The sequence below is a fragment of the Acinetobacter sp. CIP 53.82 genome (assembly GCF_000369465.1).
GTDB classification, from domain to species: Bacteria; Pseudomonadota; Gammaproteobacteria; order Pseudomonadales; family Moraxellaceae; genus Acinetobacter; species Acinetobacter indicus.
Map to the genome: position 1 here is coordinate 707,893 of NZ_KB850046.1, position 24,453 is coordinate 732,345.

The window sequence follows — 24,453 nt, forward strand, 5'->3', positions numbered from 1 at the left end:
CGTCTTATCCTGTTTTAAGGGCTGTCTAAAGTTAAAGGCATTTCATTTGGCTGCGCGACCACGGCTTGTGGGAATAAACGCTGCTCCAGTTGCGGCAACATCAGCTGCATATTCTTACCCATCGACCATTGCGGTTCAGACGGTTCAAAACCTTGTGCCTGCTCCCATTTTGCCACGGTCAGCTTGGCCTGTGCAAAAGCCTCGGCAAAGCTGTTATTTTCACGCATGGCCTGATCAAAGAAGGCTCGGCCAAAATAGGTATAATCGGCTTCGTTGGAACAGCCGAATGAAGCGCGGTCTGCGGCCGATGCGGTAATTACCAAAGTATTGTCATTTTGCAGGGCCGAAACAAAACTGCCCGAATAACAGGCCGAGATCACAATTACGCGCCAGCGAATACCGGATTTATCCAGCGCATCGCGCAGCCATTTTGGATCAACCTGTTGCAGTTCCAGCGGCGCATTTTCCATTTCAAACTGGTTCGGCAAGCCATGTGAAGTCATGTATAAAAACAGCACATCGCTTTCCGGATTCATCTGCTGGCCTATACGGCGCAGTGCCAGTTCCATACTGGTGCGTGAGGCAATCGGGGTGACATTGCGTGTCATCGGGTTATTGACCAGAATCATCGAGCGGCCAAAAGTGCCAAAGCGGGTATCGAACTGTTCCCGAATCCGCTCGACTTCGGACATAAACACATCCTGATAACTGGCCCCGGCCACGCCCAGAAAATACCAGTGTGATTGTGCAAATTCACCATACTGAATCTTCTCCAGCGCCTGATTCAGTATCTTGCTTTGTGCATAAAAGGCTTCTTCGCTAAACGTCGGCGGGACCTCTTCCACCTTCCAGATTGGCTGGCTCTTGACCGACATCTGCCACACCACCAGGGTAAACAGCGTGGCCAGAACAATCAGCGCACGTTCCCACCACGGCCATTTCAGTTCACGGGAAAATACCCAGACCACGGCCAGACTCTGCCAGACAAACAGCACCATGAAAATCAGCGGCAGATAGTCATAGAACACATAGGGCAGCACATCAATCATGCCCAGATATTGAATCAGGCTTTGCAATAAGGCGATGTGAGTATCTAACACCAGCCACAGTAAAGCCGGCACCAGCATGAGGCGTGGATTATTGACGCGCTGGGACAGGAAAATCCCGACAATTAAGGCAATAAACGGCCACAAGGCATAACTGACCAGACCTTGCGGGTTAAAATCACCGGTTTCACCGGCGCTGAGCCAGCTAAATAAAGTGTTGGCCAGACCGCCTAAAATGCCCCAGAAAATCAGTTGCAGAATGGAAGGACGGACAATCTGTAAAGATCGGCGCGAACCAAAAAATAACCACATCCCCGCTGTTTGGTTGCTTTTAAAATCATGCCAAAAATTGATGGAGGGTTTAAAGTCGATCATAAGATTGTCGTTAGCAGTGGCTCGCTTTGTGCAGACTTAGTTTATGCCTGATGTCATAATTATCAATGCTCTTTTTTAACTATATAACAAATCTTTGCCCAGTTTTGAAGCGATTACCCGTTTACTTTGGTCGCGTCCTGCTGGAAGTAGGCATCGAAGCGGCAGGCATCTCCCGTCCATTGATGATCCGGTGTTTGCCCGGCCAGATATACCGCCAGACGTGGTCGCTTAACCACCACACGTTTGGCGATTTTTTGCGCCAGCGGTAGCAAGGCATCGCCCAAATCCATTTCACCATGTTCCGGCAATAACAAATGCAGCAGCTGCATCTGCTTTTTGACTTGTGCCTGTTTTTTTACCGCCTGCTGGTTCTGGTCACGCTGTGGAAACATCGGATCCAGATACACCACATCAACAGCCTGCCCTGCTTCTGCCTGCGCTTTTAAGTAATCAGCCGAATCAGAAAAGACCAAGTGGATGCGTGCGGCAACCTTGCTTAAAAACGGGTCCTGTAGGGCGCGCTGGTAGCTGTCTTCCAATAAACTAAACAGAATCGGATGCCGTTCTACTAGCGTTACTTCAGCCCCCAAATGCGCCATCAGCAAACTGTCATGGCCCAGACCTGCAGTTGCATCAATCAGCTGCGGTTTTTCCGCCAGGTTACAGGCACGGGCCAGCATTTCTGACTTTAATGACGCGCGTTTTAAACGCGGAATTTCAGCCTGCCAGTCCGGCTGCATTTTCATGCCCAGCGCACACAGCCACAGGCCATCGGCATCAACGCACAGCGCCATGTCTGGATGCAGTCTTAAAAAACGTGCATTCAGTTTGTCGATGACATCAATTTGAAGGGTAACCCCACGTGAAGAAAGCACAGCCTGATAGTGCTGTGCTTTCTCAAAAAATGCGGGTTCGGTATAGCAGCGAAGTTCGCTTACCATAAGGTCCAGCCTGTATATGCAAAGAGTAAAATCAGAAGGCCTGACACAATACGATACCAGGCAAAAATCATAAAGTCGCGTTTGGCCACATACGCCACCAGCGCGCGAATTAAGATTAATGCGGAGATAAAGGAAACAATAATTCCGACGCTCAGTACGGTCCAGTCCTGCGTGGTCTGGAAGACATCATAACTTTGATATAAATCCAGCAAGCCTGCGCCAATAATCACCGGAATTCCCAGAAAGAACGAGAATTCTGTCGCCGCTTTACGTGATACGCCCAGGAACATCGCCCCAATAATGGTCGCACCCGAACGTGAAGTGCCCGGAATTAAAGACAGTACCTGAATCAGACCAATCCAGATTGCATCTTTATAGGTCAGGTCTTCAACTTCCTGTGCCCGTACTTGAGGTGGATGCTTCTCAATCCAGATAATGATCAGACCACCAATAATCAGACCAATGGCCACGGCGATATCATTAAACAACATCGCTTTCACGGTTTGCCCGAAAGTCAAACCAATCAGAATAATCGGCAGCGAGGCCAGAATCAGGCCAAAGCCCAGACGGCGTCCGGTTTCTTCGCCGGTGAACATGCCGGTGGCTGCGCCCCAAAGCCGGGTCCAGTATTCATAAATCACTGCTGCAATTGCCCCCATTTGAATGGCAATTACAAAAACATTACTTTTTTCTTTGGTCCAGAAGTTCATCAGTTCTGAAGCCAAAATTAAATGGCCGGTACTGGAAATTGGTAAGAATTCTGTGATTCCTTCAACAATTCCCATAATTGCCGCTTTCAGCAGCAGTAAAAAATCCATAGAAAATCCTAGTTATGATTTGCCTTGTTCTGGAATTTTTTTCCAAGCATTATCCCGCAAATACACCGGTAATGCGTATTCCGCACTGACCCATGCTTCACGTTGAGCCAATACGCGTGCAATGGTAGCAATATCTTGCGCCGTTGCACTTAAGTCTTTGTATTGTGTTTGTTCTTGTTGCAATAAGGTTGAACCTGAGCCTACCAATGGGGACTGCGCTACGGCTGCTGCGTCACTATAGCCCAATAACTGTTCTTCGCTCACCGGCTGCATAATGCCTTCTGCATCTAACTGGAAACTGGCGATATAGACTTCATTCATCCGCGCATCCAGCACTGCTGTTACCGCGCTTAAACCTGCTAGCCGATAAGCCGCTTGTGCCAGTGCCTGCAAGGTCGATACCGGAATGACCGGCAGATCATGTGACCAGGCCAGTGCCTGTGCCACCGCGGCATTAATCCGCACGCCACTGAACGAGCCCGGGCCACGGCTAAAGGCCACTGCGGTTAAATCGGCAGTGGCCGTTTCGGTCTGAGCAAAACCTTGCTCAATCATCGGGAGAATGGTTTGGGTTTGTGCCTTGGCGCGCTCATCCAACTGAAAAAACAGTTCCTGCGTGTCATTTACAATCGAAACGGAACACTGCTCATTGGCAGTTTCCAATGCCAGTAACTTCATGCACAACCTTAAAATTAAATTTTAAAAACTGGCCGCTATCATACTCCACTCCTAGACACTAGGCGAGAACTTCACCGGCTTTCACACAGAAAAAAAGCCAGTTTCAAACTGGCCTTTAGGTATCTTAAAGTTCGACTTTTTCCAGTTGCTGGAAATGCTTGAAGTGCTCGGCATAATGTAAGGCGCTCAGTTTCAGGCGGGCTGCCCCTGCTTCATCCAGGGTTTTTACAATCTTGCCGGGAGAACCCATCACCACCGAATTATCCGGGATGACTTTGCCTTCCGGAATCAGCGCATTGGCGCCAATAATACAGTTTTTCCCAATCACGGCATGATTCAGCACCACCGCGTTAATACCAATCAGGCTGTTATCGCCGATGGTACAGCCATGCAACATGGCCTGATGACCGATAGTGACATAGTTACCAATCTGCATCTCAATACCCGCATCGGTATGCAGCACCGCATTTTCCTGGACATTACTAAAATCTCCAAGACGAATCAGGCTGTTATCGCCACGCACCACCGCGCCAAACCAGATACTCACCTGCCGACCCAGCTCGACCTGACCAATAACCGTTGCGGTTTCGGCGACCCAACCATCCCATGGTTGATGTAATGCTTTTGGGGCAATGCCCTGAAATTTATACAACATTAAAATTCCCTATTTAGATGATTTAAATCGAAACGTCGGTGAATTCAGTAAAAATGGCCATTCTTTTTGATAATCCAGCCCATACTGAAATAAAGCCACCAGCATCCGTGCAGTTAATCCCCAGACAATCTCATTTTCAACACGCATGCTGGGAAAATATAAAGACTGATGGGCATAGCGCACCTCATACGGCACTGGCGGCGCTTCCATCAGATTTTTTAAAGAGGCGAAAAAAATACGGTCAATTTCGGTCGGTTGCGCTGACAGCTGCACCTCGGGTGGAATCAGGCCGACAATGGGTTTGACCAGCATGCCATTACGCGATTTTTGCATTGGCAAATCGCCAATCAGTTCCACATCAAAAGGATTCAGCGCGGTTTCTTCCTGTGCTTCACGCAGTGCCACCACAATATTACTGGTATCCTGCGGATCACGCTTGCCACCCGGAAAAGACACCTCGCCAGCATGGCTGTTTAAATAGGCCGAACGGCGGGTCAGCAGGACTTTCGGCTGAGCTTCATCGGTAATCGCAATCAACACGGCCGCATGCGCCTCACGCATACTTCGCGAGAAGCGTAAGCGCTGTTGCAATTCCTGTGTCAATGAATGCTCTACCATCTTTTATTATCCTGATTGCCTGACTTTCATCATAGCTGAAATTCTGGGCAAAAGGATAGAAATGATGCCAAAGTTCATTTTTTCAGTTATGCTGATCAGCAACTTTATCGTTGATGCTGAATATGAACTTTTGCGGAACGTGTGGACATAAAACAACGGAAAAAATTCCTTTAGGCGATCATCAGTTACGCCGTGTTTGCAGCCATTGTGGCAGTATTCATTATGTGAATCCGAAAGTGATTTGCGGTGCTTTGGTGCTGTGGGAAGATCAGGTGTTATTATGCCGCCGTGCCATTGAACCGCGTTATGGACTCTGGACCCTACCTGCCGGTTATATGGAACTGTTTGAAACCATGGAACAAGGCGCGGCACGTGAAACCCGTGAAGAAGCAGAAGCGGAAATCGAGATTGAGCAGCTGTACTGCATGTACAACATTCCACGGATTGGCCAGATTTATGTGCTGTTTAAAGCGCAGCTGATTGAAGGGCAATTTGGGGCGGGTGAAGAAACCATTGAATCGCGTCTGTTTAGCGAAGATGAAATTCCATGGGCAGAACTAGCCTTCCCAAGCGTGGAACATACCTTAAGACATTATTTTGAAGACCGCAAAAACCAGCATTTCCCGACTCATCTGGAAACCTTGGGTACGCGTTTGGATCATACTGGTTAACAATAAATATCCCCGCCAAGAAAAAGCCCATCCGTAGATGGGCTTTTGTATTTTAATGAATATATTGCTGTTACTGGATACGCACCTGTTCCGGGTTATAACAGTCCGCCACTTCGATGCTCACGGTTCCACCGGTGAGTTTAGCCAGTTCTTTATCGGCATCCGTAGCATTGTTGCTATCCTGATTGGTAAAAGTCTTGAGCTGCAAGGTATACAGGTTACTCCATGACACGGTATTGTTGCCGGAGAAGTCACTCAGGCTAATCCGGGTCGAGGTATGATTGACCAGATTACCCATATTCAGCCGCGCACCACCCACCACCATGGCCTGCTCGCCCTGGGTATTGTCAACCCGGGTATTCAGACCAATTACGGCACCATTCAGCTGGTTAAAGACCGGATTGGCCAGAATCATCCGCAGGGTAATCGCCTGATTGCTCAGATCGGTTGCTCCCAGCACACCAATACGATATTGCGTGACATTATTACTATCCACAATCTCTGGCGTGCTGCTATCTGTAGCGACTGCGCAGGTCCCCGACAGATCGGTTGCGGTCGGATTTGGGCCAATATCGGTACGGATATTGCCCTGCTCATCCAGCACAATCCCGAGCTTAATTGCTGGCGCGGCATTATTAGCAAAATTGAAATTCAGAGTGGCATATAACGGGAAAATATAACGCTCACCCAAGGCCACATTTTTCGCCGAAGTAAAAATCCGGTTATCCAGGAAATTCACCTGAAAATATTTATAGATATCCAGTGAGCCCTTAAACTGATCCGTGCCAATAGTCTGGGTCCAGCGGCCATATTCTTCCGGCTTTCCTGTCGGGAACTTGGTCAGGGTTTTATAAATGCCTTCGGTGCCGGCAATCATATAATCGTTATACAGTTTCCCCTGGGTCACGGTAAAATCTTCAGTCCGGTTACTGTTGATGCTAAAACGATAAGGCCCCTGGATCGTTTCATTCAGTGGATTAATCCAGTTATTTTGTGCCGCTGCGGTCATCAGTTCCGGACGGACACGTTTCAAGAAATCGGCCGTAATGGTCAATAACGGGTTTTCATTACTGGTCGACATGGTTCCACGCCACTGCATGCCATAACCGAAAGTATAACCCGAGCGATCGGTCATCAACTGGAACTGGCCAATCAGGTGTCTTAAGGTATTCGAGTTCTGTTTACAATCATCCTGATTACAGCCATATAAACCTTGTGGTAAGGTCGAACCCTCCACAGCCAGTACCGGATAGTTGGCCTGATAAGAGGCAGAGTTGGTCATATAAACCAGGGTTTTCAGCGCGTCAAAGGCCTGCGCATCACTGACGGTGCTCAAGTCAACCCAAGGACTTAACTTGCTGACATAGGCACCGGAACGGTAATCCTCCAGCGTCACCGAACCCAAAATATCATCCAGCTGTTCTTTTTTTAGCGCAGAAATATAAAGTGGCTGCACATCACCGGCAATGGTCGGCCGTTCTTGGTTCTTGGAACTTTCAATTGATAAAGCCTGTAAAATACGTGTAATTGCCTGTGCCACTTGAACAGTTGAATCCGATGGGGTCAGTTCGGTTGCGGCCTGTCCGGTTAAGCCACGGGCAATATCCAGCAGGGTTAAACGCGGCAAGCTGGCACTGACCGAATTGGCCAGACCAATATCAGCCAGGCTTACTGTCCCCAGATTAATTGATTTTTCTGTTTTTTCCTGAATAAAGAAATGGACTTTATCACCGGCACTACATTTACCGGTGGCGGCATTGGTGGTTGGCGCAATCAGGGTAATATAGGTTTTGCTTGGATCACTGCTACAGGTGAAATTCAGGCCATCCACCGGATAATCCAGGGCAAACTCCACACAGTTTTGCCCGCTAACACAACTGCCATTAATTTCCGACACAATATTCGGCTCTGGAATGACATTGGCACTTTCACCACCACAGCCACTGAGTGCCATCATCAAGGCGGTACTGCTCAAGGCTAAAATATTTGATTTCTTCATCCTGATGTCTCATGTTTTTTATTGATCTAAGGCAATAATTTTCAATTGGCCCTGATTACTTAACTGGCGGTTTTCCATATCGATTGCCGATGCCAGCGGGGTTAAAAGAAGATAACGGGTTTGAGCCGGCAATTGAATCACCCCTTCCACCTGCTCATGTTGCAATAAGGTGGATTGAGTATCCTGGCTCTTGTAGCCGCCTGCACCTTCAATCACACAGCCTTGCGCATCCAGAAAAACGGCAAAAGGCCAGTAAAATGTAGGTTGCCGGGTTTTAGAAGCGTATGAATTCACCTGAAGATGGCGTAAATCTCCCTCCAGCTTCACCACCTCATAATCAAATTCATCTGTTAATGGTGCACGTGGCCAGAGATTGACGTCTTTCTGTACGGCCAGGGTCTTAGCATGTTTAATTTTTTTATTGTTAAAACAGGACTGGCCTAAACTGCTGATGGCATCGGCCTGTGCAATACGATAATAAGTCGATGACAGCACCATTGGCTTGACACTTTCTGGCTGGCGTTTCTTGAACAGGCGATCCAGCACCGATTGTCCGACTCCTTTTTCACGTTCTACCACCTGCACCCGGGTCGCACCACCACCCAATTTACTGTCAACTACGCCTTCCGGCATCATATAAAAACGCTTTTTCCCCTCCAGGTTAAATTCACTGTGTTCCAGGTATTCATTATTGACGTACTGCTCCCCTTCCATTTCGGTAAAACCGGAAGATGAAGTACGGTCTGGTTGATCAGCTTGCACAGTCTTCAATACTTTCTGAGATTCAGTTTGCGGGATGACAGATGTAATCGTTGGAGATGATGAAGCTGATACCGGTTTTGTGGTTGCCGATACAACTGGTGTGACGACAGGCTGTTCCACAACTGCTGTATCTGGTGTTTTTTGTGGGATACTTTCTGTGAGTTTTACCGTAGTGACTGGTTGAGTCGGTACAGTACTAACTGTGGGTACGACTGCAACAGCAGGAGCTCTGACAGGTTCAGAAACGGGAATTTGCGCTTGCGGCTGCGCCGGATTCAAAGCAGAGGATGCTCTACTTTGTGCCTGCGTTTTGTTTACCGGCACAGCTTCTTTTTTCGCGGCCGGCCGGGTTTCGGCCTTACGCTGTACCACCATCGGCCGGCCATCCGGGCCAATAATGGTATAAAACTCATTGGCATAACTTACACTGGCCGAGCCCAAAGACAGCGCCCAGAGTGAAGACAGGCAAATCAAGCCAGATAAACGCTTTGTCACTTTTACCATCGTGTTCTATAGCTCAGACCTAAAATTGTAATGTTGCTAGCGGTTTTGACATTCAGTCCCGCATACGGGTTGAGTAATAAGTTATTCACCCCTTCTTTGTTGGCTAGGCTACTGGTATTGGCTGGAATTTTGTCCCGGCTTTGCAGAAAGCCGATCGATAAATCCAGGTCAGTATCGGCATCAAAACGATAGCCCACACCTAAACCAAACAGACGTGCATTATTAATGGGTACCATGGTATTACGCTTGTCATCTGGAATCGCACTGGTTCGTGGTTCATAACCGGCACGCAGCTTTAAACGGTCGGTAGCAGAATATTCAATCCCGATGCCCCAACTCCATGGTGACTGGAAGCCCATCGGCAAGGCCAGTGAGCTGTCAGAGACATGTTCAGACAATAATTTGGCAATTTTCAGGGCAGAAATCTGGCGGTCAAATTCAAACTTGAACTTGTCCCAAGCAGCATAATCGGTCCAGCCGACATCAAAGTTCACCTGTAAATCTGGCATTACCTTGTATTTAATCCCGGCCTGGAAATGCGCTGGATATTCAAAATCCATCGCCACCAGCCCTGACTCACTGGCCGGAATATAGTTCGGGAAGCCTAAAATTGCCGCCAAAATTTGCCCGGTTGGGGAAGACATCAAGCCTTTAATCAGCTCACTCGGCGCCTTGGCATTATCAATATGATATTTACCTTTGAGCCGCATTTTGGCGGAGCTTTGATAGACCATACCAAAGCTGAAATCTTCACGTGGCTCCCATAACACCCCGAGGTTATAGCTTGGGCTCAGACTTTGCTCGACGGCCAGATCCATTTGTCCAAAACGACCAAACGGATTCATGCCTTCCTGTGCGTTACAAATCCCCAGCAACAGAATATCGGTAATAATATCGGAGTTTTCTTTAAACGGGGTACAGACGACTTCATCAATCATCCGCAGCATCCCGATCAGGTCATTCGGGAAACGCAAGTCGGTATTCATGGCAATGGCCTGGTAGGACATTCCCACCGATGCCCCGACTGATAGCTCATCATTGACCTGATAGGCAATTGACGGTGACAGATAGGTAATCCGTTCCAGTGCCACCTGCTGCCCCATGAAGTTACCTGGGTTGCCATCTTCAGCACCAAAACCGGCAATTAACGGCGCATACATCGCAGTAGCAAAAGTGGTTTTAGACCCCGGCGGATTGTAGGCAATCCCTGCTGTTGGTGCGGCCAGTGGCATGCCTTCACCCAGATCAACAAACTTTTTCAGTACCGGCACATACAGCGATGCATATTCCACATCACCCGATACTTCACCTTTAAAGTCGGTACAAAAGTCAGCCAGAATTTCCGGTCCATCATGACAGACCAGTGGATCATCGGAATAACCAAATACGTTATAGTCGGCTGGCGCAGAAAACTCACGCTGTACATCAAAGTGCGCCAGCACCCCTTGTACATCGGTTTGCAAGCCTTCAATTTTAGTTAAGGCTGCCGGGTTAAAATGAATGGCACTAATGCCCGGTGGATCTGCCGTGACCGCGTTGCCCATGGTCAAGGAACGGATATCGACAGACAGGTTTTGTCCCTATTGTGCAAAAGCAGCACTCGAACAGCCCGATAAGATCAGCGCAGACACTAACGGGCGAAGTCGAATTATTTTCATACGACCAGCCTCTTAGCGAAGTTTCTTACCAAAGCCCAGAATATCGAGTGGGAAAGACAGACCTAAAGACACATCCGGTGCATCTTCTGTCAAACCAATACCAACAGTACCATTGACAATCGTTTCAGGAGAAACGCGCACCCCTAAAGAAATGGCCAGGGTAGAACTGGTCTGATCGGCCGGAGAATAGCTTTCGCCGGTGTGATAGAGGAATTCAGCGCCAGTATTAAAACTCTGCTGATACGACATGGTCATTGAAACATCGTAGTTAAAGGAATAGGCAAAACCAAAGGCGAAACCACCACTAATGCCCGGCTCAAATTCCTCAATAATACGTGGGCCACGAACTTGGTTTAAGCCCGACTCTTTAAAACCATAATTGGCGGAGACCGAAGCGAATAACACCACTGGGTCGATATATTTACGCGTACTGGCTCCAATCCCTGCAGAATAATAGCCCTTACCGGTCGCAAGTTCGGTAGTGCTATTAATTTCATACGGGCTATCACCGGTTTTGGTCGAAAGATTTCCGAATAAAATTAGTGGCAAACGGCCGGCTTTTAAAGGGAAAGGTTCCCAGCGTGCGCCTAAAGAAATATCTCCCAGACCCGCGGTATTCGCATCTTTTAATTGATCGGTCTTGGCCACCAAAGGTAAAGAGGCGGTTAAGGTCAGGTTATCCAATAATCCATATTGAACGGTGAAGGTGTTGGTCAATGCATGCGATGCATTTTCCTGAACACGCAACTGATAGATTTGGCCTTGCGCCATTTCCATATCAATTTGCGTATCACGATAATAGGTATAATCAATATCGTAATAAGATGAGATATTGCCTTTTTTGATTAAGGAATATTGGCGTTCATTGGAGGTAAAGACTTCTTCCAGATTGGCTTCTTTGGTGGCATCCCCTTCCTGCTGCTGTAACGCAGTTGATGCAGCCTGCTCAGCACTCGGTGCAGTCGCTGTTGCTGTTTCAATATTGGCCTCAGCAACTGCTTCAGTGCTAACTTCTTCAGGGCTTGAGTTTTCTGCTGGAGCTGTGGCTTCTGACGCAAGCTGCTGCTCTTCTACTGTTTCATATTGTCCTAATTGTGGCTCTTCTGCAGCATAAGCAGCTGCGCCCCAGACCATTTGGATACTGATGGCCAATACGGTTTTATTCATCCATTTAGATTTCATCTTCTTCCCTTCCAATTTTTAATTTTTTTTCGTTTTTAAAGTAAATATTTACTTACTTTTATAATAGAGTCTTAAAAAGTTGTACTGATGTTCGCCGAAATTCTCTGACTCAGGATTCATGTTTCGTTCTAAACGAATGGTCGAGGCTTTATCGGCAATTTTGTCCATATAGAATTGTGGATATTGAATATTGACAAAGGCATGATGGTTAACAGTGGCATCTTCAACATGGCGCATATCACTATCCTGTAAAGCCAAGAAGTCTTTATGATATTCAGGCGCCACATTAATCAGGAACAAGGTATTGTTTTCCCACACCTCTTTAAAACGCTGCTCATCAAAACTGATATTCCCCAGTGCCGGGTCGGCCACATAGACCCGGCCATCCTTATAGGCCTTATACACCACAAAATGCTTAAAACCGGCATAGGAAATCGGCACAATTGCGGGCTGGCCCTGCTTGACCAGATCTGAAAATTCCCCACGATAGCCGCCACTTTCCATGCCCAATGCAGCAACAAAACGTTTCATATCCAGCAAAGAGAAACTACGCCGTTCAATAATGCGCTCATATTCCCCATAACGTAGCAAACCACTCATGGTCTGCTGCTCTGTCAATCGGGTTCCGACATAACCATTTAACAGCGTGGTTAAAGCGGCCGATCCACAGCTATAGTCATAAGCCTGACGTACAATGCCCCGGAATTGATCTTGTAAAGCAGGTTGAATACGTACAGGCTCACGATGCATACGGGTAAAAGAAGAATTGCGGGAATCCAGTGTCTCCGTATAGCGTACGGTTTCCGGATGTTGTTCCTTTAAGTCGAAGGCTTGTGTGGCAGCGTAATACATCAATGCCGAGCCTAATGCGATCTCTAACATAATTTTTTACTTTTCAAGTTCCAGGCAGCTCTGCCAGTTCATTTTTTATTTTTAGAGTAAGAACTCTACTTCCATGTATTTAGCAAGATACCTTTTTTTTAGAAAAAAAACAGTATTTTTTTATATTTTTGCCAACTTTTACAGTTTTTGTGTAAAAAAAAGCGCGTGAAAACACGCGCTTTTTCAATAGAAGACTTAGTGACCACGAATAGTGATAACCGCCCCCGGAAGATATTGACCAGCCGCTGGGCTGAAATAGGTTTGCATACCTTGAATTTCAACATCACCGATAGATGCAGCATCTCGGCTACCTAAATGAACACCTTGTACATAGTGATCTTTAGCACCACCATGGCTAATCATCTGGATATAACCTTTGTCATCCGAGTTGCTGACACTTGCCCCCATAACACGCACATCTTGTGTAATGGTTAAGTCACTAGCATCTGCATCGGCAATTTTAATACTTTCAATAAAGATCTCACCTGCTGCACGCTCAGCACTTGCCGTTGAGTTATCCAGAATACCCAAATTATTAATTTCAAGACCACCAATCATCTTAGTATTCAGTTTAATCATCGCCCCTTGTGGCGCAGCACCTAACTGGATATTGGCTGACATTGGGCCTGTCTTAAGCGATAAGCCTGAAATAATGGCATTATAATTCGAATCTACACCACCACGGCGAAGTGTCGAGGTTGTGCTTGCGCTACCTTGTACACCCGAAGCAGTTACACCAATTTCACCAATTTTAATATCCAGACCAGACACATCAGCTGCGATGTTAATAAAGGCTGTGTTACCACCACCTGCACCGGCATCAGAGTCAATTTTTAAATCTGCCAAGTTACGAGAGTCAAGTAGATAAGCACCTGCATCATCATAGTTAGCACCAACGACGATACCAAAGTTTTCATTCGCATCACCAGCAATGCCATTCCCTTGAATAACAATCGCACCAGCAGCACCTGCAGTACCATTAACATCTAAACCATCATTATCATGGATAAAGAGCTTTTCAATTTCAATTTTTGAAATACCGATACCAATCGATAAACCATCTTGACCTGTGGTTGCGCTAAGTGCTGAATCATCCATTGCCTGCATTGCAAATGCATTTGCACTTAATGCCATTGAAGATACTAAAGCTAGTTTAGTAAATGTTTTCATATTTACTCTCCCAAGAGTATTATTTTTTTGATTGTTACCACTCTTGTGCAGCAGGCTGATTATTTGTTTTTAGCAACCTGCTACGTATTTCCTTGAGCGGCTGGATAGCACTAACAAAGTTATCCCCCTGTCAAATTTTGTTCAACTGCTATTGATCATATTTTTCAGCTTGCCGATAAACGGTCATAAGCATTTTCTTGGCGCAGAATCAGGTAAAATAGATATTTATTGTTGATTTTCTCCAAATTTATGGCCACCTCATCTTTCTACAAACAAGTACTTTGTGAATCCTCCTATACCCCAGCAGAAATTTTAAAGGCGCTGGGTTCACTCTCACATCTTGTTTATTTAGAAAATAATGGCCAACCGATTATTGGCTTATCGGCAAAACATTACTACCTTATTCAACAAAATAAATGGCAGTATTTTAAGCAACACAGTTTTAATCATTATCTTGAAGAAACAGCAGCGCCTTCTTTAGATGACTTTTTGCAGCCAACTGGTTGTATTGGCGACAGTTATTTTAAAGGCGGGCTGATCGGTTTTATCAGCTACGATTATGCCGCCCAACAGCACATTCATACTCAAAGCAAAGCTCAACCGTGTTTATTTCTAGGACAATTTCACAGTTTTCTAACTCTGGAAAATGGGCACTGGTATTTCACCAGCGATGAGCAGCAAGCCGAATTTTTATTGACTTATATTCAAAATTTGTTGGCTCAAAAACAGGAGAATTCATTTAAATTAACTCAGGCCTGTACCGCACGCTGGAATAAAACTGAATATCAACAGGCCTTTAATCAAGTCCAGGATTATATTGTTGCAGGTGATTGTTATCAGATTAATTTAACCCAGGAATTTAAAGGTTCTGCGGAAGGATTATTATTAAATACCGCTGCAGATTTTTGGGCGCTAACCCATGCTCCTTATGCTGGTTATTTAAAAATAAATGACTTTGAATTACTTAGCTGTTCACCTGAATTATTTATTGATTTTCTGCCTCATCGGCAACTCCTCACCAAACCGATTAAAGGCACCATGCCACGCTATACAGATCCACGATTAGATGAACAATCTAAACAGACCTTAAAAAATTCTGAAAAAGATCAAGCTGAAAATGTGATGATCGTCGATTTACTGCGTAATGATCTGAGTGTCTATGCCGAAACCGGTTCAGTAAAAACGCCGAAGTTATTCAATATTGAATCATTTAAACAAGTACATCATATGGTGAGTGAAATCACCGCGACGTTAAAAGCAGAGATCAATCCACTAGATGTATTGCTGTCTGCACTTCCGGGCGGCTCGATTACTGGCGCCCCTAAAATTCGCGCCATGCAGATTATTGAAGAGCTGGAAGGCACACCACGCGGGGCCTATTGCGGATCAATGGGTTATTTTAATTTTGATGGTACCGGTTCCTGGAATATTCTGATTCGCTCAATTCAAAAATATCAACACGAAGTTTCGTTATGGGCCGGTGGTGGTATTACCATTGCCTCTGATTGTGATGCAGAATATCAGGAATGTTTTGATAAGGTTTCGGCGATGCTGGATTTACTCAATACCTGGTACACACCTGAATAAATAAAAAAGCGACTCAATTGAGTCGCTTTTTTATGAATCCCTCCCCTTGAGAACCATTGTTTCTCACCTTTTCTAGAGGGAAGAGTTCCCTCCTTTATCAAAGGAGGGTTAGGGTGGATTCACTTAAGCCAAAATCTCGTTTTTCAAAGTATCCACTAAACGCTGGTTTTGTTCATCGGTACCGATGGTGATCCGAAGGAATTGGTTAATCCGTGGCTTGTTAAAATAACGCACAATGATGCCACGTTCACGCAATTCAGCTGCCAATTCACCCGCGTCTTTACTTGGCAGTGAAGCAAAAATAAAGTTGGCACTCGATGGCAATACCTTAAAACCCAGCTCAGCCAGCTGAGCTACCAGTGTTTCGCGACTCGCAATCACTTTCTGGTTCTGCGCTTCAAAGTATTCCTGATCTTCAAACGATGCGACAGCTGCTGCAATCGCGAAACGATCCATTGGATAAGAGTTAAAGCTGTTTTTCACCGCTTCCAGCGCAGCAATTAAATGTGGCTGGGCAATCGCAAAACCGACCCGTAAACCAGCCAAAGAACGCGATTTAGATGTGGTTTGACATACCACTAAATTCTCGTATTTTTCTACCAGGCTGACCGCAGATTCGGCACCAAAGTCCACATAGGCCTCATCAATCACCACAACTGAGTTTGGATTGGCTTGAAGCACTTCCTCAATGGCAGCCAGGCCCATATCAATACTGGTTGGTGCATTCGGATTGGTAATAATAATGCCGCCATTTGGCTGCTTATAATCATCCACCACAATTTCAAAATTGTCATTTAGAGGGATGACCTGGGTATTGACCCCAAAAAACTGGCTATAGACCGGGTAGAAACTATAGGTAATATCCGGATACAACAGCGGCAGATCCTGAACAAAGAAGGCTTTAAAAATATGCGCCAGCACTTCATCAGAACCATTGCCGACAAAGACCTGCTCGACCGGCACCTGCTGCTGTTTGGCAATGGCCTGTTTTAACTCGGAGGCATCCGGATCTGGATACAAACGTAACGCATCCGCCGAGTTTGCCAGTACCTTCTGCACCGCTTCCACCACTTTTGGCGATGGCGGATATGGGTTTTCATTGGTATTCAATTTGAGTAAATTCTGGATTTTCGGTTGTTCGCCCGGTACGTACGGTTCTAATTCACGTACTGCCGGACTCCAGAAGCGCATTTGTTCGGTGGTGATATTCATTTTTAAATTCTCAAAGTTCCCTCTCCTGAGCAAGTTTTAAAGCACTGCTTTAAAATGAAGCGCAAGTGAGGGCTAGGGAGAGGTTTTCTATTTCTTTAATTACTGATAACGATAACGTGCTGATCTCGCATGTGCATCCAGGTTCTCTTGCTGCGCCAATACATCCGCAGTTTTGGCCAGAGTTTTCACCCCTTCTTGCGAACACATGATCAGGCTAGAACGTTTCTGGAAATCATACACACCCAGCGGTGAGGAGAAACGCGCAGTACCTGAGGTTGGCAGCACGTGGTTTGGACCAGCACAGTAATCCCCAATCGCTTCAGGGGTATAACGTCCCATAAAGATTGCCCCGGCATGACGAATATCTTCTGCCATCACTTGCGGATCATCCATGCATAATTCCAGGTGTTCAGGTGCCACCTGATTGATCAGCTCAATCGCTTCCTGACGGTCCTTCACCAATACCAATGCACCACGGTTTTCAATCGAGGTACGGGCGATCTCTGCTTTTGGCAATGCTTCTAAGTGCTTTTCAATCCAGCCATCAACAGCATTCAATAATTCCTCATCCGGTGTAATGAATACTGCTTGTGCGACGGTATCGTGCTCGGCTTGTGACAATAAGTCCATCGCCAGCCACTCTGCATTATTCTCACCTTCGGCATAGACCAGAATTTCCGATGGGCCGGCAATCATATCAATACCGACTTGACCAAATACCGCACGTTTTGCTGCTGCGACAAAACGGTTACCCGGGCCGGTGATTTTGTCGACCGATGGAATGGTTTCTGTTCCATAGGCCAGCGCCGCGACCGCTTGTGCACCACCAATGGTAAACAGACGTGTCACGCCCGCTAAATAGGCCGCCGCCAGCACCAGTGGATTCAACTCACCATTCGGCGCCGGAACTACCATAATAATTTCAGGCACACCCGCCACATGCGCAGGAACAGCATTCATGAGTACTGAAGATGGATAAGATGCCAGACCACCCGGCACGTAAATGCCCACGCGGTCCAGTGGCGTGACTTTCTGACCCAAGGTATTGCCCAAGGCATCAACATAGGTCCAGCCATCCTGCTTTTGCGCCTGGTGGAATTCACGGATACGTGCTGCAGCCAGCTCCAGTGCCTCACGCACCTCACGATTCAATCCATCAAAAGCGGCTTTAAGCTGTTCCTGGGTCAGTTCTAGATCTGAAAATTGATGCGCGGGATGTCTATCGAACTGCTGAGTTAATTTAAGAACATGAGCATCACCATGCTGACGGACATCAGCAATGATTTGGTCTACGGTTTTTAACAGTTCTGGATCACTCACTGTTTCAAAAGCCAACAAGTCAGCAAACACCTGCTTGAAGTTCTGATCTTGAGTCGATAAACGTCGCATCAATTTACCCACAAGGTTGATATGGAAAAGATTAGTTTACCTGTTTTCAAGGCTTTTGTGGGTATCAATCGCGCATTGGGCCACGGACTTTTATGGAAAATTACTTTTGCTCAAATTGAAGAAAAGTATTAACAGGACTGTTCTCATAGACCGCCATAAAAAACCGCTCTCAAGAGCGGTCTTTTATTTGAACAACTTACGCCTGTTTGGCCTGTTCACGATCAGCCACAGCCTGTTCTAGCTGGGCAATAATCGGATTTAACAACGCCTGTTTACGTTTAAAACTGGCTTTGTTGACGATTAAACGGGAAGATACTTTACAGATTTCTTCCAGTGGTTCTAAACCATTGGCACGTAACGTATTTCCGGTATCGACCACATCGACAATGTAATCACCCAGGCCGACCAGCGGTGCCAGTTCCATCGAACCGTAAAGCTTGATCACATCAACCTGTTCACCCAGGCTGGCATAGTATTGACGGGTCAGGTTCACATATTTGGTCGCAATTTTTAAGCGGCCTTTTGGACGAACCATACCGACTTTACCCGCTGTCATCAGTTTACAGTTGGCAATTTTTAAATCTAATGGTTCATAGACATTTTGTGCGCCATGTTCCATCAAGACATCTTTACCTGCCACACCTAAATCTGCTGCGCCATTTTCCACATAGGTCGGCACATCAGAAGCACGTAAAATCAGAATACGCACCTGTTTATGGGTGGTTGGAAAAATTAACTTACGGGATTTTTCAGGATCTTCCAGCAAGTTAATGCCCGCTGTTTCCAGCAGCGGCAGTGTCTCTTTTAAAATACGTCCCTTACTTAATGCTAAAGTTAAACCATGATCAAAATTGCCCATTACGTCAAAGTTTGGATCATCGTTTCTCATATCGCTCATTAACTTACTCGCTTAATTTGGGCACCTAAACCTTGTAATTTTGCTTCGACATTTTCATAACCGCGATCAATATGATAAATACGGTCAATCAGTGTTTCCCCTTCAGCCGCCAGAGCTGCTAACACTAAAGAGAACGAAGCACGTAAATCTGTAGCCATGACAGGTGCTGCAGATAATTTTTCTACACCGGTTACCACAGCATCATTGCCTTCAACCTGAATATTGGCGCCCATACGTGCCAATTCAGGAACATGCATAAAACGGTTTTCAAAAATCGTTTCAGAGATGGTGGCAAAACCACGACCAACGGCATTCACTGCCATCAACTGGGCCTGCATATCGGTCGGGAAATCTGGATGTGGCAAAGTACGGAAGCTGACCGCTTTCGGACGTTTACCCATCATATCCAGTTCAATCCAGTCATCCCCACGGGTGACTTCTGCGCCCATCTCTTCAAATTTGTCTAGCACCGATTCCAGCAGGGCCGGATCGGTATGCGTGGTTTTAATCTTGCCACCAGTAATGGCTGCCGCCGCCAGATAGGAACCGGTTTCAATCCGGTCCGCCACTACCGCATATTCACAGCCGTGCAGACTTTCTACACCAGTTACCACCAAAGTATCGGTATCCAGGCCTTCGATTTTGGCACCCATCTTAATCAGCATTTGTGCCAGATCGGTGATTTCCGGTTCACGCGCAGCATTCCGGATGGTGGTGACACCATCCGCCAGCACGGCAGCCATCAAGATATTTTCAGTGCCGCCTACGGTTACCATATCAAAAACCACTTCGCCGCCTTTTAAGCGGCCATCGACTTTGGCATGTACATAGCCATTTTCGACCTGGATTTCTGCACCTAAAGCTTCTAAAGCTTTTAAATGCTGATCGACCGGACGCGAACCAATCGCACAGCCGCCCGGGAGTGATACTTGTGCACTGCCATAGCGCGCCAATAGCGGTCCAAGCACCAAAATAGACGCACGCATGGTTTTAACGAGCTCATACGGTGCAAACTGGTTGTTCAGGGTTGAGGTATCGGCCACCACAGTATCGCCTTCATAAGACATGGTGATACCGAGGCCCGCAATGAGTTTAACCAGTGTGTTTACATCTTTCAGATTAGGCACATTGGTCAGGGTAATAGGTGAGTCGGCCAGAATCATGGCAGCCAGTAATGGCAATGCTGCATTCTTTGCACCAGAAATGCGCACTTCACCTTCGAGCTTAATACCGCCCTGAATTAAAAATTTATCCATTAATTTATTAAGCTCCGAATAAGCTTGCTTTACGCCATTCTTCTTTGGTCATTGCTTTAATTGTTACCGCATGAACTTCACCGCTGGCGATCAAGGCATTAATCGGCGCATACACTGCCTGTTGGCGTGCAACAAGACGTTTGCCTTCAAACTGATCATCGACAATACGAAGATCAAATTTACCACCCTGCCCACTAACGACTACATCTGCCTCTGGAAAAGCAGCTTTTAAAATTTCAGCGAGCTGTTCATTATTCATCACAAGACCTCTTATAGGACCAACGGTGTAAAACCGGTCATTTTACTATAAATGAAAAAAATAATTCATTAGTCACATACATTATATATATAAAAAAAGAGGTTTTTTAAAAACCTCTTTTTGCCGATTGTTTCAGCTAAATCGCGACAGGCTGATAAACCAGCTGCATTTTGCGATGCTTGTCTAATTGGCGTTTTAATTTTTCTGACATTTTCTTAATCGATGTATACATATCATCAGCACAGGCCTGGGCAAACAGCTCCGTTCCAGGTAAACGGATAATCGCTTCTGCGATATGGTTGGCACTGCCTTTTTTAGAATGCTTATCGATCTGATGATCTTTACTGAGCTTCACCTGCATACTATTGACCTGATCCAGATGTTTGGTCATTTGCGCGAACTTTGCTTTTATATTTTCTTCAATTGCAGGTGTAATTGATAAATGATGGCCACGAATTGTTATTTGCATAATTCTATCCCTCACCTTCGTTAGGATTAGACGAGTCATCATCAAAATGATTCACGTACAGGACCAGAACTGCTGCTCAGTGATACCTTCATGCAATCATTTTGACTCATCCTCATAGAAAAAAAGATTCATTATGTTGTCATAATGAATCTCTAGAATAGGCAGATTTTCAAAACTAGATCAAGACTTTTCTTTCAGAAGAAGATGGAATATGTAAAGATTCGCGATATTTTGCAACCGTACGTCGCGCCACATCAATTCCCTCTTCTTTTAAAATATTGGCAATTGCGTTATCAGACAAAGGCTTACGCAGGTTCTCTTCAGCAATCAGTTTTTTGATCTTGGCACGAATCGCAGTTGACGATGCTTCACCGCCCGATGTAGTGCCAACATGACTTGAAAAGAAATATTTCAACTCAAACAGGCCACGCGGGGTCAGCATATATTTATTGGTGGTCACGCGGGATACCGTAGATTCATGCAGCTCGACCTCTTCGGCAATATCGCGTAGCACCAAAGGTTTCATGCCTTCTGCGCCAATTTCCAGAAAAGTACGCTGATGCTCAACAATACAGGTTGCCACTTTGAGTAAGGTTTTATGCCGCTCATCAATACTCTTGATAAAGTTTTTGGCTTCCAGCATCTGGTTACGCAAATACTGATTGTCATCACTCTGATCGGCACGACGAATCATATTGGCATAAAACGAGTTAACCCGGAGCTTTGGCATGACATCCGGATTCAGCTGTACCTGCCAGCTGTCATTTTTCTTCATCACCACCACATCTGGAATCTGATAATCCGACTCTTTATCTTCAAACTCCATACCCGGATGCGGTTTCAAGGTTTTCAGCAACTCGACCGCACATTTCAGCTGATCGGTGTTTAAACCAGTCTGCTTGAGTAGTTTTGGAATTTCATTGCTGATTAATAACTCATAATGCATCATCAGCTGCATAGCATCCTGACGGCATGGGGTATTCGCCGGCAGACTTTCCAGCTGGATCAACAGACATTCCGCCAGATGACGCGAGCCAACCCCCACCGGCTCCAGCCGTTGAATATGTTTCAACACCACCAGCACTTCATCGTCTTCGATGCTGTCTTCATACTCCATCGAATCGAGCAGATGCTGGACCGAAGCAGTAATCTCGCTGATATCGCTTTCCAGAAAGCCCTTATCATCCAGAGAATCAATAATGCAGTAAGCAATCAGCTGGTCAATTTTAGAAAAATGCAGCAGGTTAATCTGCTCCAGCATATGCTCTTTTAAACCCAGTACACCCTGACGGTTATCTTCACGCTCTTCATATTCTGGCGTACCTAAACTAGTCGGCTGATGGGTATAGACATCATCCCAGTCGGTATCGACCGGTAAATCATCTGGCAGATGATCGGCATTTAATTCATTGGTTAAATCTTTTTGATCACGATCTGTATCTGCCGCTGACAGACTCTCAACATCGGCCTGTTCTTCAACTTTCTCTAATAATGGATTACTATCGAGCTGTAATTGAATTTCTTGCTCAAGTTCTAAACTTGATAATTGAAGTAAACGAATGGCCTGTTGCAACTGGGGTGTCAATGACAGGGAGTTGGCAACTTTTAATCCCACTGATAACTTCATACTACCCACCTTTTTTAATACCGCATTTTATAAGCAATTTTTATGCCTGTTTTAATTTTTATAGCATGATTTTATTAAAAAATATACAAAAAAATTTTCATAAAGAAAGGCCACCCGAGGTGACCTTCTGTAATTGCTGATAAATTTAGAACAATGCTTTTGGCAAACGGATCTGAATAATTTCATTATCATCGGCCAGATTGGCATTTCGCCCGCTTGAACCTGGAAAGTTATTATCATTCAGCACAGTAATCAGGTCTGGACCTTCAATGACAATATCTTCAATGGTCTGAAACGGAAAACCAAAACGCTCACCGGTCGCAATATCGCCCGCTCGCGCAGTGCCATAAAGTAAATCCGGATTGGCAATATCCATCAAATTGACCAGATCTTCTCTCTGCATATTCTGACCAGCGGTGCTGAGCGTGACTTTAATCAGCTTTTTATAGCCCAGCAGATCGTTTTCACTATCATCTCGTTCAATAATAATTCCTTCAGTCGGGCTATACAGCTGAAAATCACCAATTGCTGTAGCGCTGGCATGTAACGGAAAATAATAATATTTGCCGGTATAGGCTTTTTTTGTCAAATCAAATTCAGACACGATTAAACGATTAGAACTATCGTTCAGTAATGGCTTTTCCAACAGCGGATACAGATATTTTCCATCTTGAGAAATCGCCATACCCTCAAAGCCACCACTACGTTGTACCAGCGGCTCAACAAAATTCAGCTGTTCTTTATTGAACTGATTTTGAGGTGAACGCAGCTCTTGCGCCGGATTCAGTGGATTCGGTAATGGAATTGGTGGACTCAGCAATATACCGTCGGCAGAAAAATGCAGTAAATAAGGTCCAAACTCATCTCCAATCCAGATCTCGCCATTCGGTGCGCGTTGCATCGATTCCGGGTCAAAATCCGCTCCGGTTAACAAACGTTCGGCCGTGTCTTGATGAACAATAGGAAAGGGAATCAGTTTATTCGGATCACGCAGCTGCACATAACTTAAATGCTTCACTTCAGTGTTAGTTGCTGTTTTTGTTCTAAAGGTCGGTTGAATCAGATGCAAACGCAGCAGATAGTCAGCCGAGTTATCTTGTGTGCCAAAACCATTGTCAGACATCACCAGATAAGTCCCATCATTATTTTTTAAGGCAGCCGAAAAACCTTGCACAGGCTGCCCTGGAAATGGCGGCAAAATCCCATTTGCACCAGTCACATACGCACCGGAATCTGGTCCTTCTGCATAGGTGGCCACATCCAGTTTTGCAAAAGCCACCAAAGTTGGCTCAGTGATCAAGGGTATAGGCGTCACCTGCGCCTTTTCATCAGACTCATTACATCCGTTCAAACCCAACACAGCGGCCATAACAAGGCCAAGAGATCTTTTTTTCATAAAGTTTAAAAATAGCAATTGGGGAAAACTATTCAAACAGGAAAAAATGACAGTGCTGGGATGATTCAGTGACAATTTAAAGACCGGTTTTTGCGACCGAATACTTGTCTTTCTATTTATTTGATCATGATGCTTAGATACTTTTCTGGGACTTATAATTCTTTAGCTTTATTAAAAGCATAAAAAAATCCCCCTGCTGTTTAAGCTCGGGGGATTTTGAATTAATGAGCTGGCGATGACTTACTCTCACATGGGTAACCCCACACTACCATCAGCGCTAAGAGGTTTCACTTCTGAGTTCGGGAAGGGATCAGGTGGTTCACTCTTGCTATTGTCGCCAGCACAACTGTTATGGACTTGTTCGGGTCTTAGTTACTTTGCTTAAGCTTGATGCTTTTGCA

General features: G+C 45.7%; 21 protein-coding genes, 1 rRNA gene and 1 pseudogene. 2 read left to right on the plus strand and 21 right to left on the minus strand.

The features are described 5' to 3' along the window. Positions 1-14: 14 nt before the first annotated feature. From F905_RS08965 to F905_RS08990, 6 genes are all read right to left on the minus strand, one after another. On the minus strand, positions 15-1,421 hold the full coding sequence (locus F905_RS08965) for a C13 family peptidase (protein WP_034597888.1): 1,407 nt from the start codon (positions 1,419-1,421) through the stop codon (positions 15-17). Between the two features lie 113 nt (positions 1,422-1,534). Next, on the minus strand, positions 1,535-2,362 hold the full coding sequence (locus F905_RS08970; protein WP_005179895.1) for a class I SAM-dependent methyltransferase: 828 nt from the start codon (positions 2,360-2,362) through the stop codon (positions 1,535-1,537). After that, complete coding sequence (locus F905_RS08975) at positions 2,356-3,180, minus strand: undecaprenyl-diphosphate phosphatase (RefSeq protein WP_005179897.1); 825 nt, start codon at positions 3,178-3,180, stop codon at positions 2,356-2,358. Before F905_RS08975 ends, F905_RS08970 begins: the two co-directional genes overlap by 7 nt. Positions 3,181-3,192: 12 nt before the next feature. Next, positions 3,193-3,858 carry a tRNA (adenosine(37)-N6)-threonylcarbamoyltransferase complex dimerization subunit type 1 TsaB gene (gene tsaB / locus F905_RS08980; protein WP_005179899.1) on the minus strand — a complete coding sequence of 222 codons (666 nt, stop codon included), beginning with the start codon at positions 3,856-3,858 and terminating at the stop codon, positions 3,193-3,195. Between the two features lie 124 nt (positions 3,859-3,982). Beyond that, on the minus strand, positions 3,983-4,510 hold the full coding sequence (locus F905_RS08985) for a gamma carbonic anhydrase family protein (RefSeq protein ID WP_163143421.1): 528 nt from the start codon (positions 4,508-4,510) through the stop codon (positions 3,983-3,985). A gap of 12 nt (positions 4,511-4,522) precedes the next feature. After that, entirely contained in the window at positions 4,523-5,131 is a 609-nt protein-coding gene (locus F905_RS08990; RefSeq protein WP_005179902.1) for a CoA pyrophosphatase, read from the minus strand. A gap of 122 nt (positions 5,132-5,253) precedes the next feature. On the opposite strand from F905_RS08990, the gene F905_RS08995 reads away from it, so the two are divergent. Beyond that, positions 5,254-5,802 carry an NUDIX hydrolase gene (locus tag F905_RS08995; protein WP_104470910.1) on the plus strand — a complete coding sequence of 183 codons (549 nt, stop codon included), beginning with the start codon at positions 5,254-5,256 and terminating at the stop codon, positions 5,800-5,802. A 70-nt stretch (positions 5,803-5,872) separates the two neighbouring features. Here the strand turns inward: F905_RS08995 and F905_RS09000 are convergent, their stop codons facing one another. From F905_RS09000 to F905_RS09025, 6 genes and pseudogenes are all read right to left on the minus strand, one after another. Then, positions 5,873-7,801, minus strand: coding sequence for a putative pilus system protein FilF (locus tag F905_RS09000; protein ID WP_005179904.1), 1,929 nt, complete (start codon positions 7,799-7,801; stop codon positions 5,873-5,875). Between the two features lie 18 nt (positions 7,802-7,819). Continuing rightward, positions 7,820-9,067 carry a putative pilus assembly protein FilE gene (gene filE / locus F905_RS09005; protein WP_005179905.1) on the minus strand — a complete coding sequence of 416 codons (1,248 nt, stop codon included), beginning with the start codon at positions 9,065-9,067 and terminating at the stop codon, positions 7,820-7,822. Beyond that, positions 9,061-10,725 (minus strand): annotated as a pseudogene (locus F905_RS09010) (OmpP1/FadL family transporter). The gene filE and the pseudogene F905_RS09010 overlap by 7 nt, the downstream one beginning before the upstream one ends. Positions 10,726-10,737: 12 nt before the next feature. After that, positions 10,738-11,907: a putative pilus system protein FilC gene (locus tag F905_RS09015; protein WP_005179910.1), complete on the minus strand. Its 1,170-nt coding sequence runs from the start codon at positions 11,905-11,907 to the stop codon at positions 10,738-10,740. A gap of 48 nt (positions 11,908-11,955) precedes the next feature. Beyond that, positions 11,956-12,789: a putative pilus system C39 family peptidase FilB gene (locus F905_RS09020; protein ID WP_034597890.1), complete on the minus strand. Its 834-nt coding sequence runs from the start codon at positions 12,787-12,789 to the stop codon at positions 11,956-11,958. A gap of 195 nt (positions 12,790-12,984) precedes the next feature. Next, the gene (locus tag F905_RS09025) at positions 12,985-13,959 is read right to left on the minus strand and encodes a putative pilus system protein FilA (protein ID WP_005179914.1); all 975 of its coding nucleotides are present in this window, start codon (positions 13,957-13,959) and stop codon (positions 12,985-12,987) included. Positions 13,960-14,208: 249 nt separating this feature from the next. On the opposite strand from F905_RS09025, the gene F905_RS09030 reads away from it, so the two are divergent. Next, a complete protein-coding gene (locus F905_RS09030) occupies positions 14,209-15,546 on the plus strand; it encodes an anthranilate synthase component I family protein (RefSeq protein ID WP_005179916.1) in 1,338 nt (445 codons plus the stop codon). A gap of 123 nt (positions 15,547-15,669) precedes the next feature. On the opposite strand, the gene hisC is transcribed toward F905_RS09030, so the two are convergent. The 9 genes from hisC to rrf form a co-directional block, all read right to left on the minus strand. Further along, on the minus strand, positions 15,670-16,758 hold the full coding sequence (gene hisC, locus F905_RS09035) for a histidinol-phosphate transaminase (RefSeq protein ID WP_005179917.1): 1,089 nt from the start codon (positions 16,756-16,758) through the stop codon (positions 15,670-15,672). A 99-nt stretch (positions 16,759-16,857) separates the two neighbouring features. Beyond that, the gene (hisD, locus tag F905_RS09040; protein WP_163170368.1) at positions 16,858-18,159 is read right to left on the minus strand and encodes a histidinol dehydrogenase; all 1,302 of its coding nucleotides are present in this window, start codon (positions 18,157-18,159) and stop codon (positions 16,858-16,860) included. Between the two features lie 184 nt (positions 18,160-18,343). Continuing rightward, positions 18,344-19,045, minus strand: coding sequence for an ATP phosphoribosyltransferase (hisG, locus tag F905_RS09045; protein ID WP_005179926.1), 702 nt, complete (start codon positions 19,043-19,045; stop codon positions 18,344-18,346). Further along, positions 19,045-20,301 carry a UDP-N-acetylglucosamine 1-carboxyvinyltransferase gene (murA, locus tag F905_RS09050; RefSeq protein ID WP_005179929.1) on the minus strand — a complete coding sequence of 419 codons (1,257 nt, stop codon included), beginning with the start codon at positions 20,299-20,301 and terminating at the stop codon, positions 19,045-19,047. The genes hisG and murA overlap by 1 nt, the downstream gene beginning before the upstream one ends. 7 nt (positions 20,302-20,308) lie before the next feature. Continuing rightward, entirely contained in the window at positions 20,309-20,560 is a 252-nt protein-coding gene (ibaG, locus tag F905_RS09055) for a BolA family iron metabolism protein IbaG (protein ID WP_005179933.1), read from the minus strand. A gap of 136 nt (positions 20,561-20,696) precedes the next feature. Continuing rightward, positions 20,697-21,029, minus strand: a complete 333-nt coding sequence (hpf, locus tag F905_RS09060) for a ribosome hibernation-promoting factor, HPF/YfiA family (protein ID WP_005179935.1) — start codon at positions 21,027-21,029, stop codon at positions 20,697-20,699. Positions 21,030-21,204: 175 nt separating this feature from the next. Next, a complete protein-coding gene (locus F905_RS09065; RefSeq protein ID WP_005179937.1) occupies positions 21,205-22,656 on the minus strand; it encodes an RNA polymerase factor sigma-54 in 1,452 nt (483 codons plus the stop codon). 145 nt (positions 22,657-22,801) lie between these two features. Then, positions 22,802-24,052: an esterase-like activity of phytase family protein gene (locus tag F905_RS09070; RefSeq protein WP_034597891.1), complete on the minus strand. Its 1,251-nt coding sequence runs from the start codon at positions 24,050-24,052 to the stop codon at positions 22,802-22,804. Between the two features lie 227 nt (positions 24,053-24,279). Further along, positions 24,280-24,394: ribosomal RNA gene (gene rrf / locus F905_RS09075) — 5S ribosomal RNA — on the minus strand. Between the last annotated feature and the right edge of the window lie 59 nt (positions 24,395-24,453).

What these genes read in the sequence shown, in the direction of transcription:
- F905_RS08965 (WP_034597888.1), bottom strand. Translation starts at nt 1,421, where the DNA reads ATGATCGACTTTAAACCCTCCATCAATTTTTGGCATGATTTTAAAAGC.
- F905_RS08970 (WP_005179895.1), bottom strand. Translation starts at nt 2,362, where the DNA reads ATGGTAAGCGAACTTCGCTGCTATACCGAACCCGCATTTTTTGAGAAA.
- F905_RS08975 (WP_005179897.1), bottom strand. Translation starts at nt 3,180, where the DNA reads ATGGATTTTTTACTGCTGCTGAAAGCGGCAATTATGGGAATTGTTGAA.
- tsaB (WP_005179899.1), bottom strand. Translation starts at nt 3,858, where the DNA reads ATGAAGTTACTGGCATTGGAAACTGCCAATGAGCAGTGTTCCGTTTCG.
- F905_RS08990 (WP_005179902.1), bottom strand. Translation starts at nt 5,131, where the DNA reads ATGGTAGAGCATTCATTGACACAGGAATTGCAACAGCGCTTACGCTTC.
- F905_RS08995 (WP_104470910.1), top strand. Translation starts at nt 5,254, where the DNA reads ATGAACTTTTGCGGAACGTGTGGACATAAAACAACGGAAAAAATTCCT.
- F905_RS09000 (WP_005179904.1), bottom strand. Translation starts at nt 7,801, where the DNA reads ATGAAGAAATCAAATATTTTAGCCTTGAGCAGTACCGCCTTGATGATG.
- filE (WP_005179905.1), bottom strand. Translation starts at nt 9,067, where the DNA reads ATGGTAAAAGTGACAAAGCGTTTATCTGGCTTGATTTGCCTGTCTTCA.
- F905_RS09015 (WP_005179910.1), bottom strand. Translation starts at nt 11,907, where the DNA reads ATGAAATCTAAATGGATGAATAAAACCGTATTGGCCATCAGTATCCAA.
- F905_RS09020 (WP_034597890.1), bottom strand. Translation starts at nt 12,789, where the DNA reads ATGTTAGAGATCGCATTAGGCTCGGCATTGATGTATTACGCTGCCACA.
- F905_RS09025 (WP_005179914.1), bottom strand. Translation starts at nt 13,959, where the DNA reads ATGAAAACATTTACTAAACTAGCTTTAGTATCTTCAATGGCATTAAGT.
- F905_RS09030 (WP_005179916.1), top strand. Translation starts at nt 14,209, where the DNA reads ATGGCCACCTCATCTTTCTACAAACAAGTACTTTGTGAATCCTCCTAT.
- hisC (WP_005179917.1), bottom strand. Translation starts at nt 16,758, where the DNA reads ATGAATATCACCACCGAACAAATGCGCTTCTGGAGTCCGGCAGTACGT.
- hisG (WP_005179926.1), bottom strand. Translation starts at nt 19,045, where the DNA reads ATGAGCGATATGAGAAACGATGATCCAAACTTTGACGTAATGGGCAAT.
- murA (WP_005179929.1), bottom strand. Translation starts at nt 20,301, where the DNA reads ATGGATAAATTTTTAATTCAGGGCGGTATTAAGCTCGAAGGTGAAGTG.
- ibaG (WP_005179933.1), bottom strand. Translation starts at nt 20,560, where the DNA reads ATGAATAATGAACAGCTCGCTGAAATTTTAAAAGCTGCTTTTCCAGAG.
- hpf (WP_005179935.1), bottom strand. Translation starts at nt 21,029, where the DNA reads ATGCAAATAACAATTCGTGGCCATCATTTATCAATTACACCTGCAATT.
- F905_RS09065 (WP_005179937.1), bottom strand. Translation starts at nt 22,656, where the DNA reads ATGAAGTTATCAGTGGGATTAAAAGTTGCCAACTCCCTGTCATTGACA.
- F905_RS09070 (WP_034597891.1), bottom strand. Translation starts at nt 24,052, where the DNA reads ATGAAAAAAAGATCTCTTGGCCTTGTTATGGCCGCTGTGTTGGGTTTG.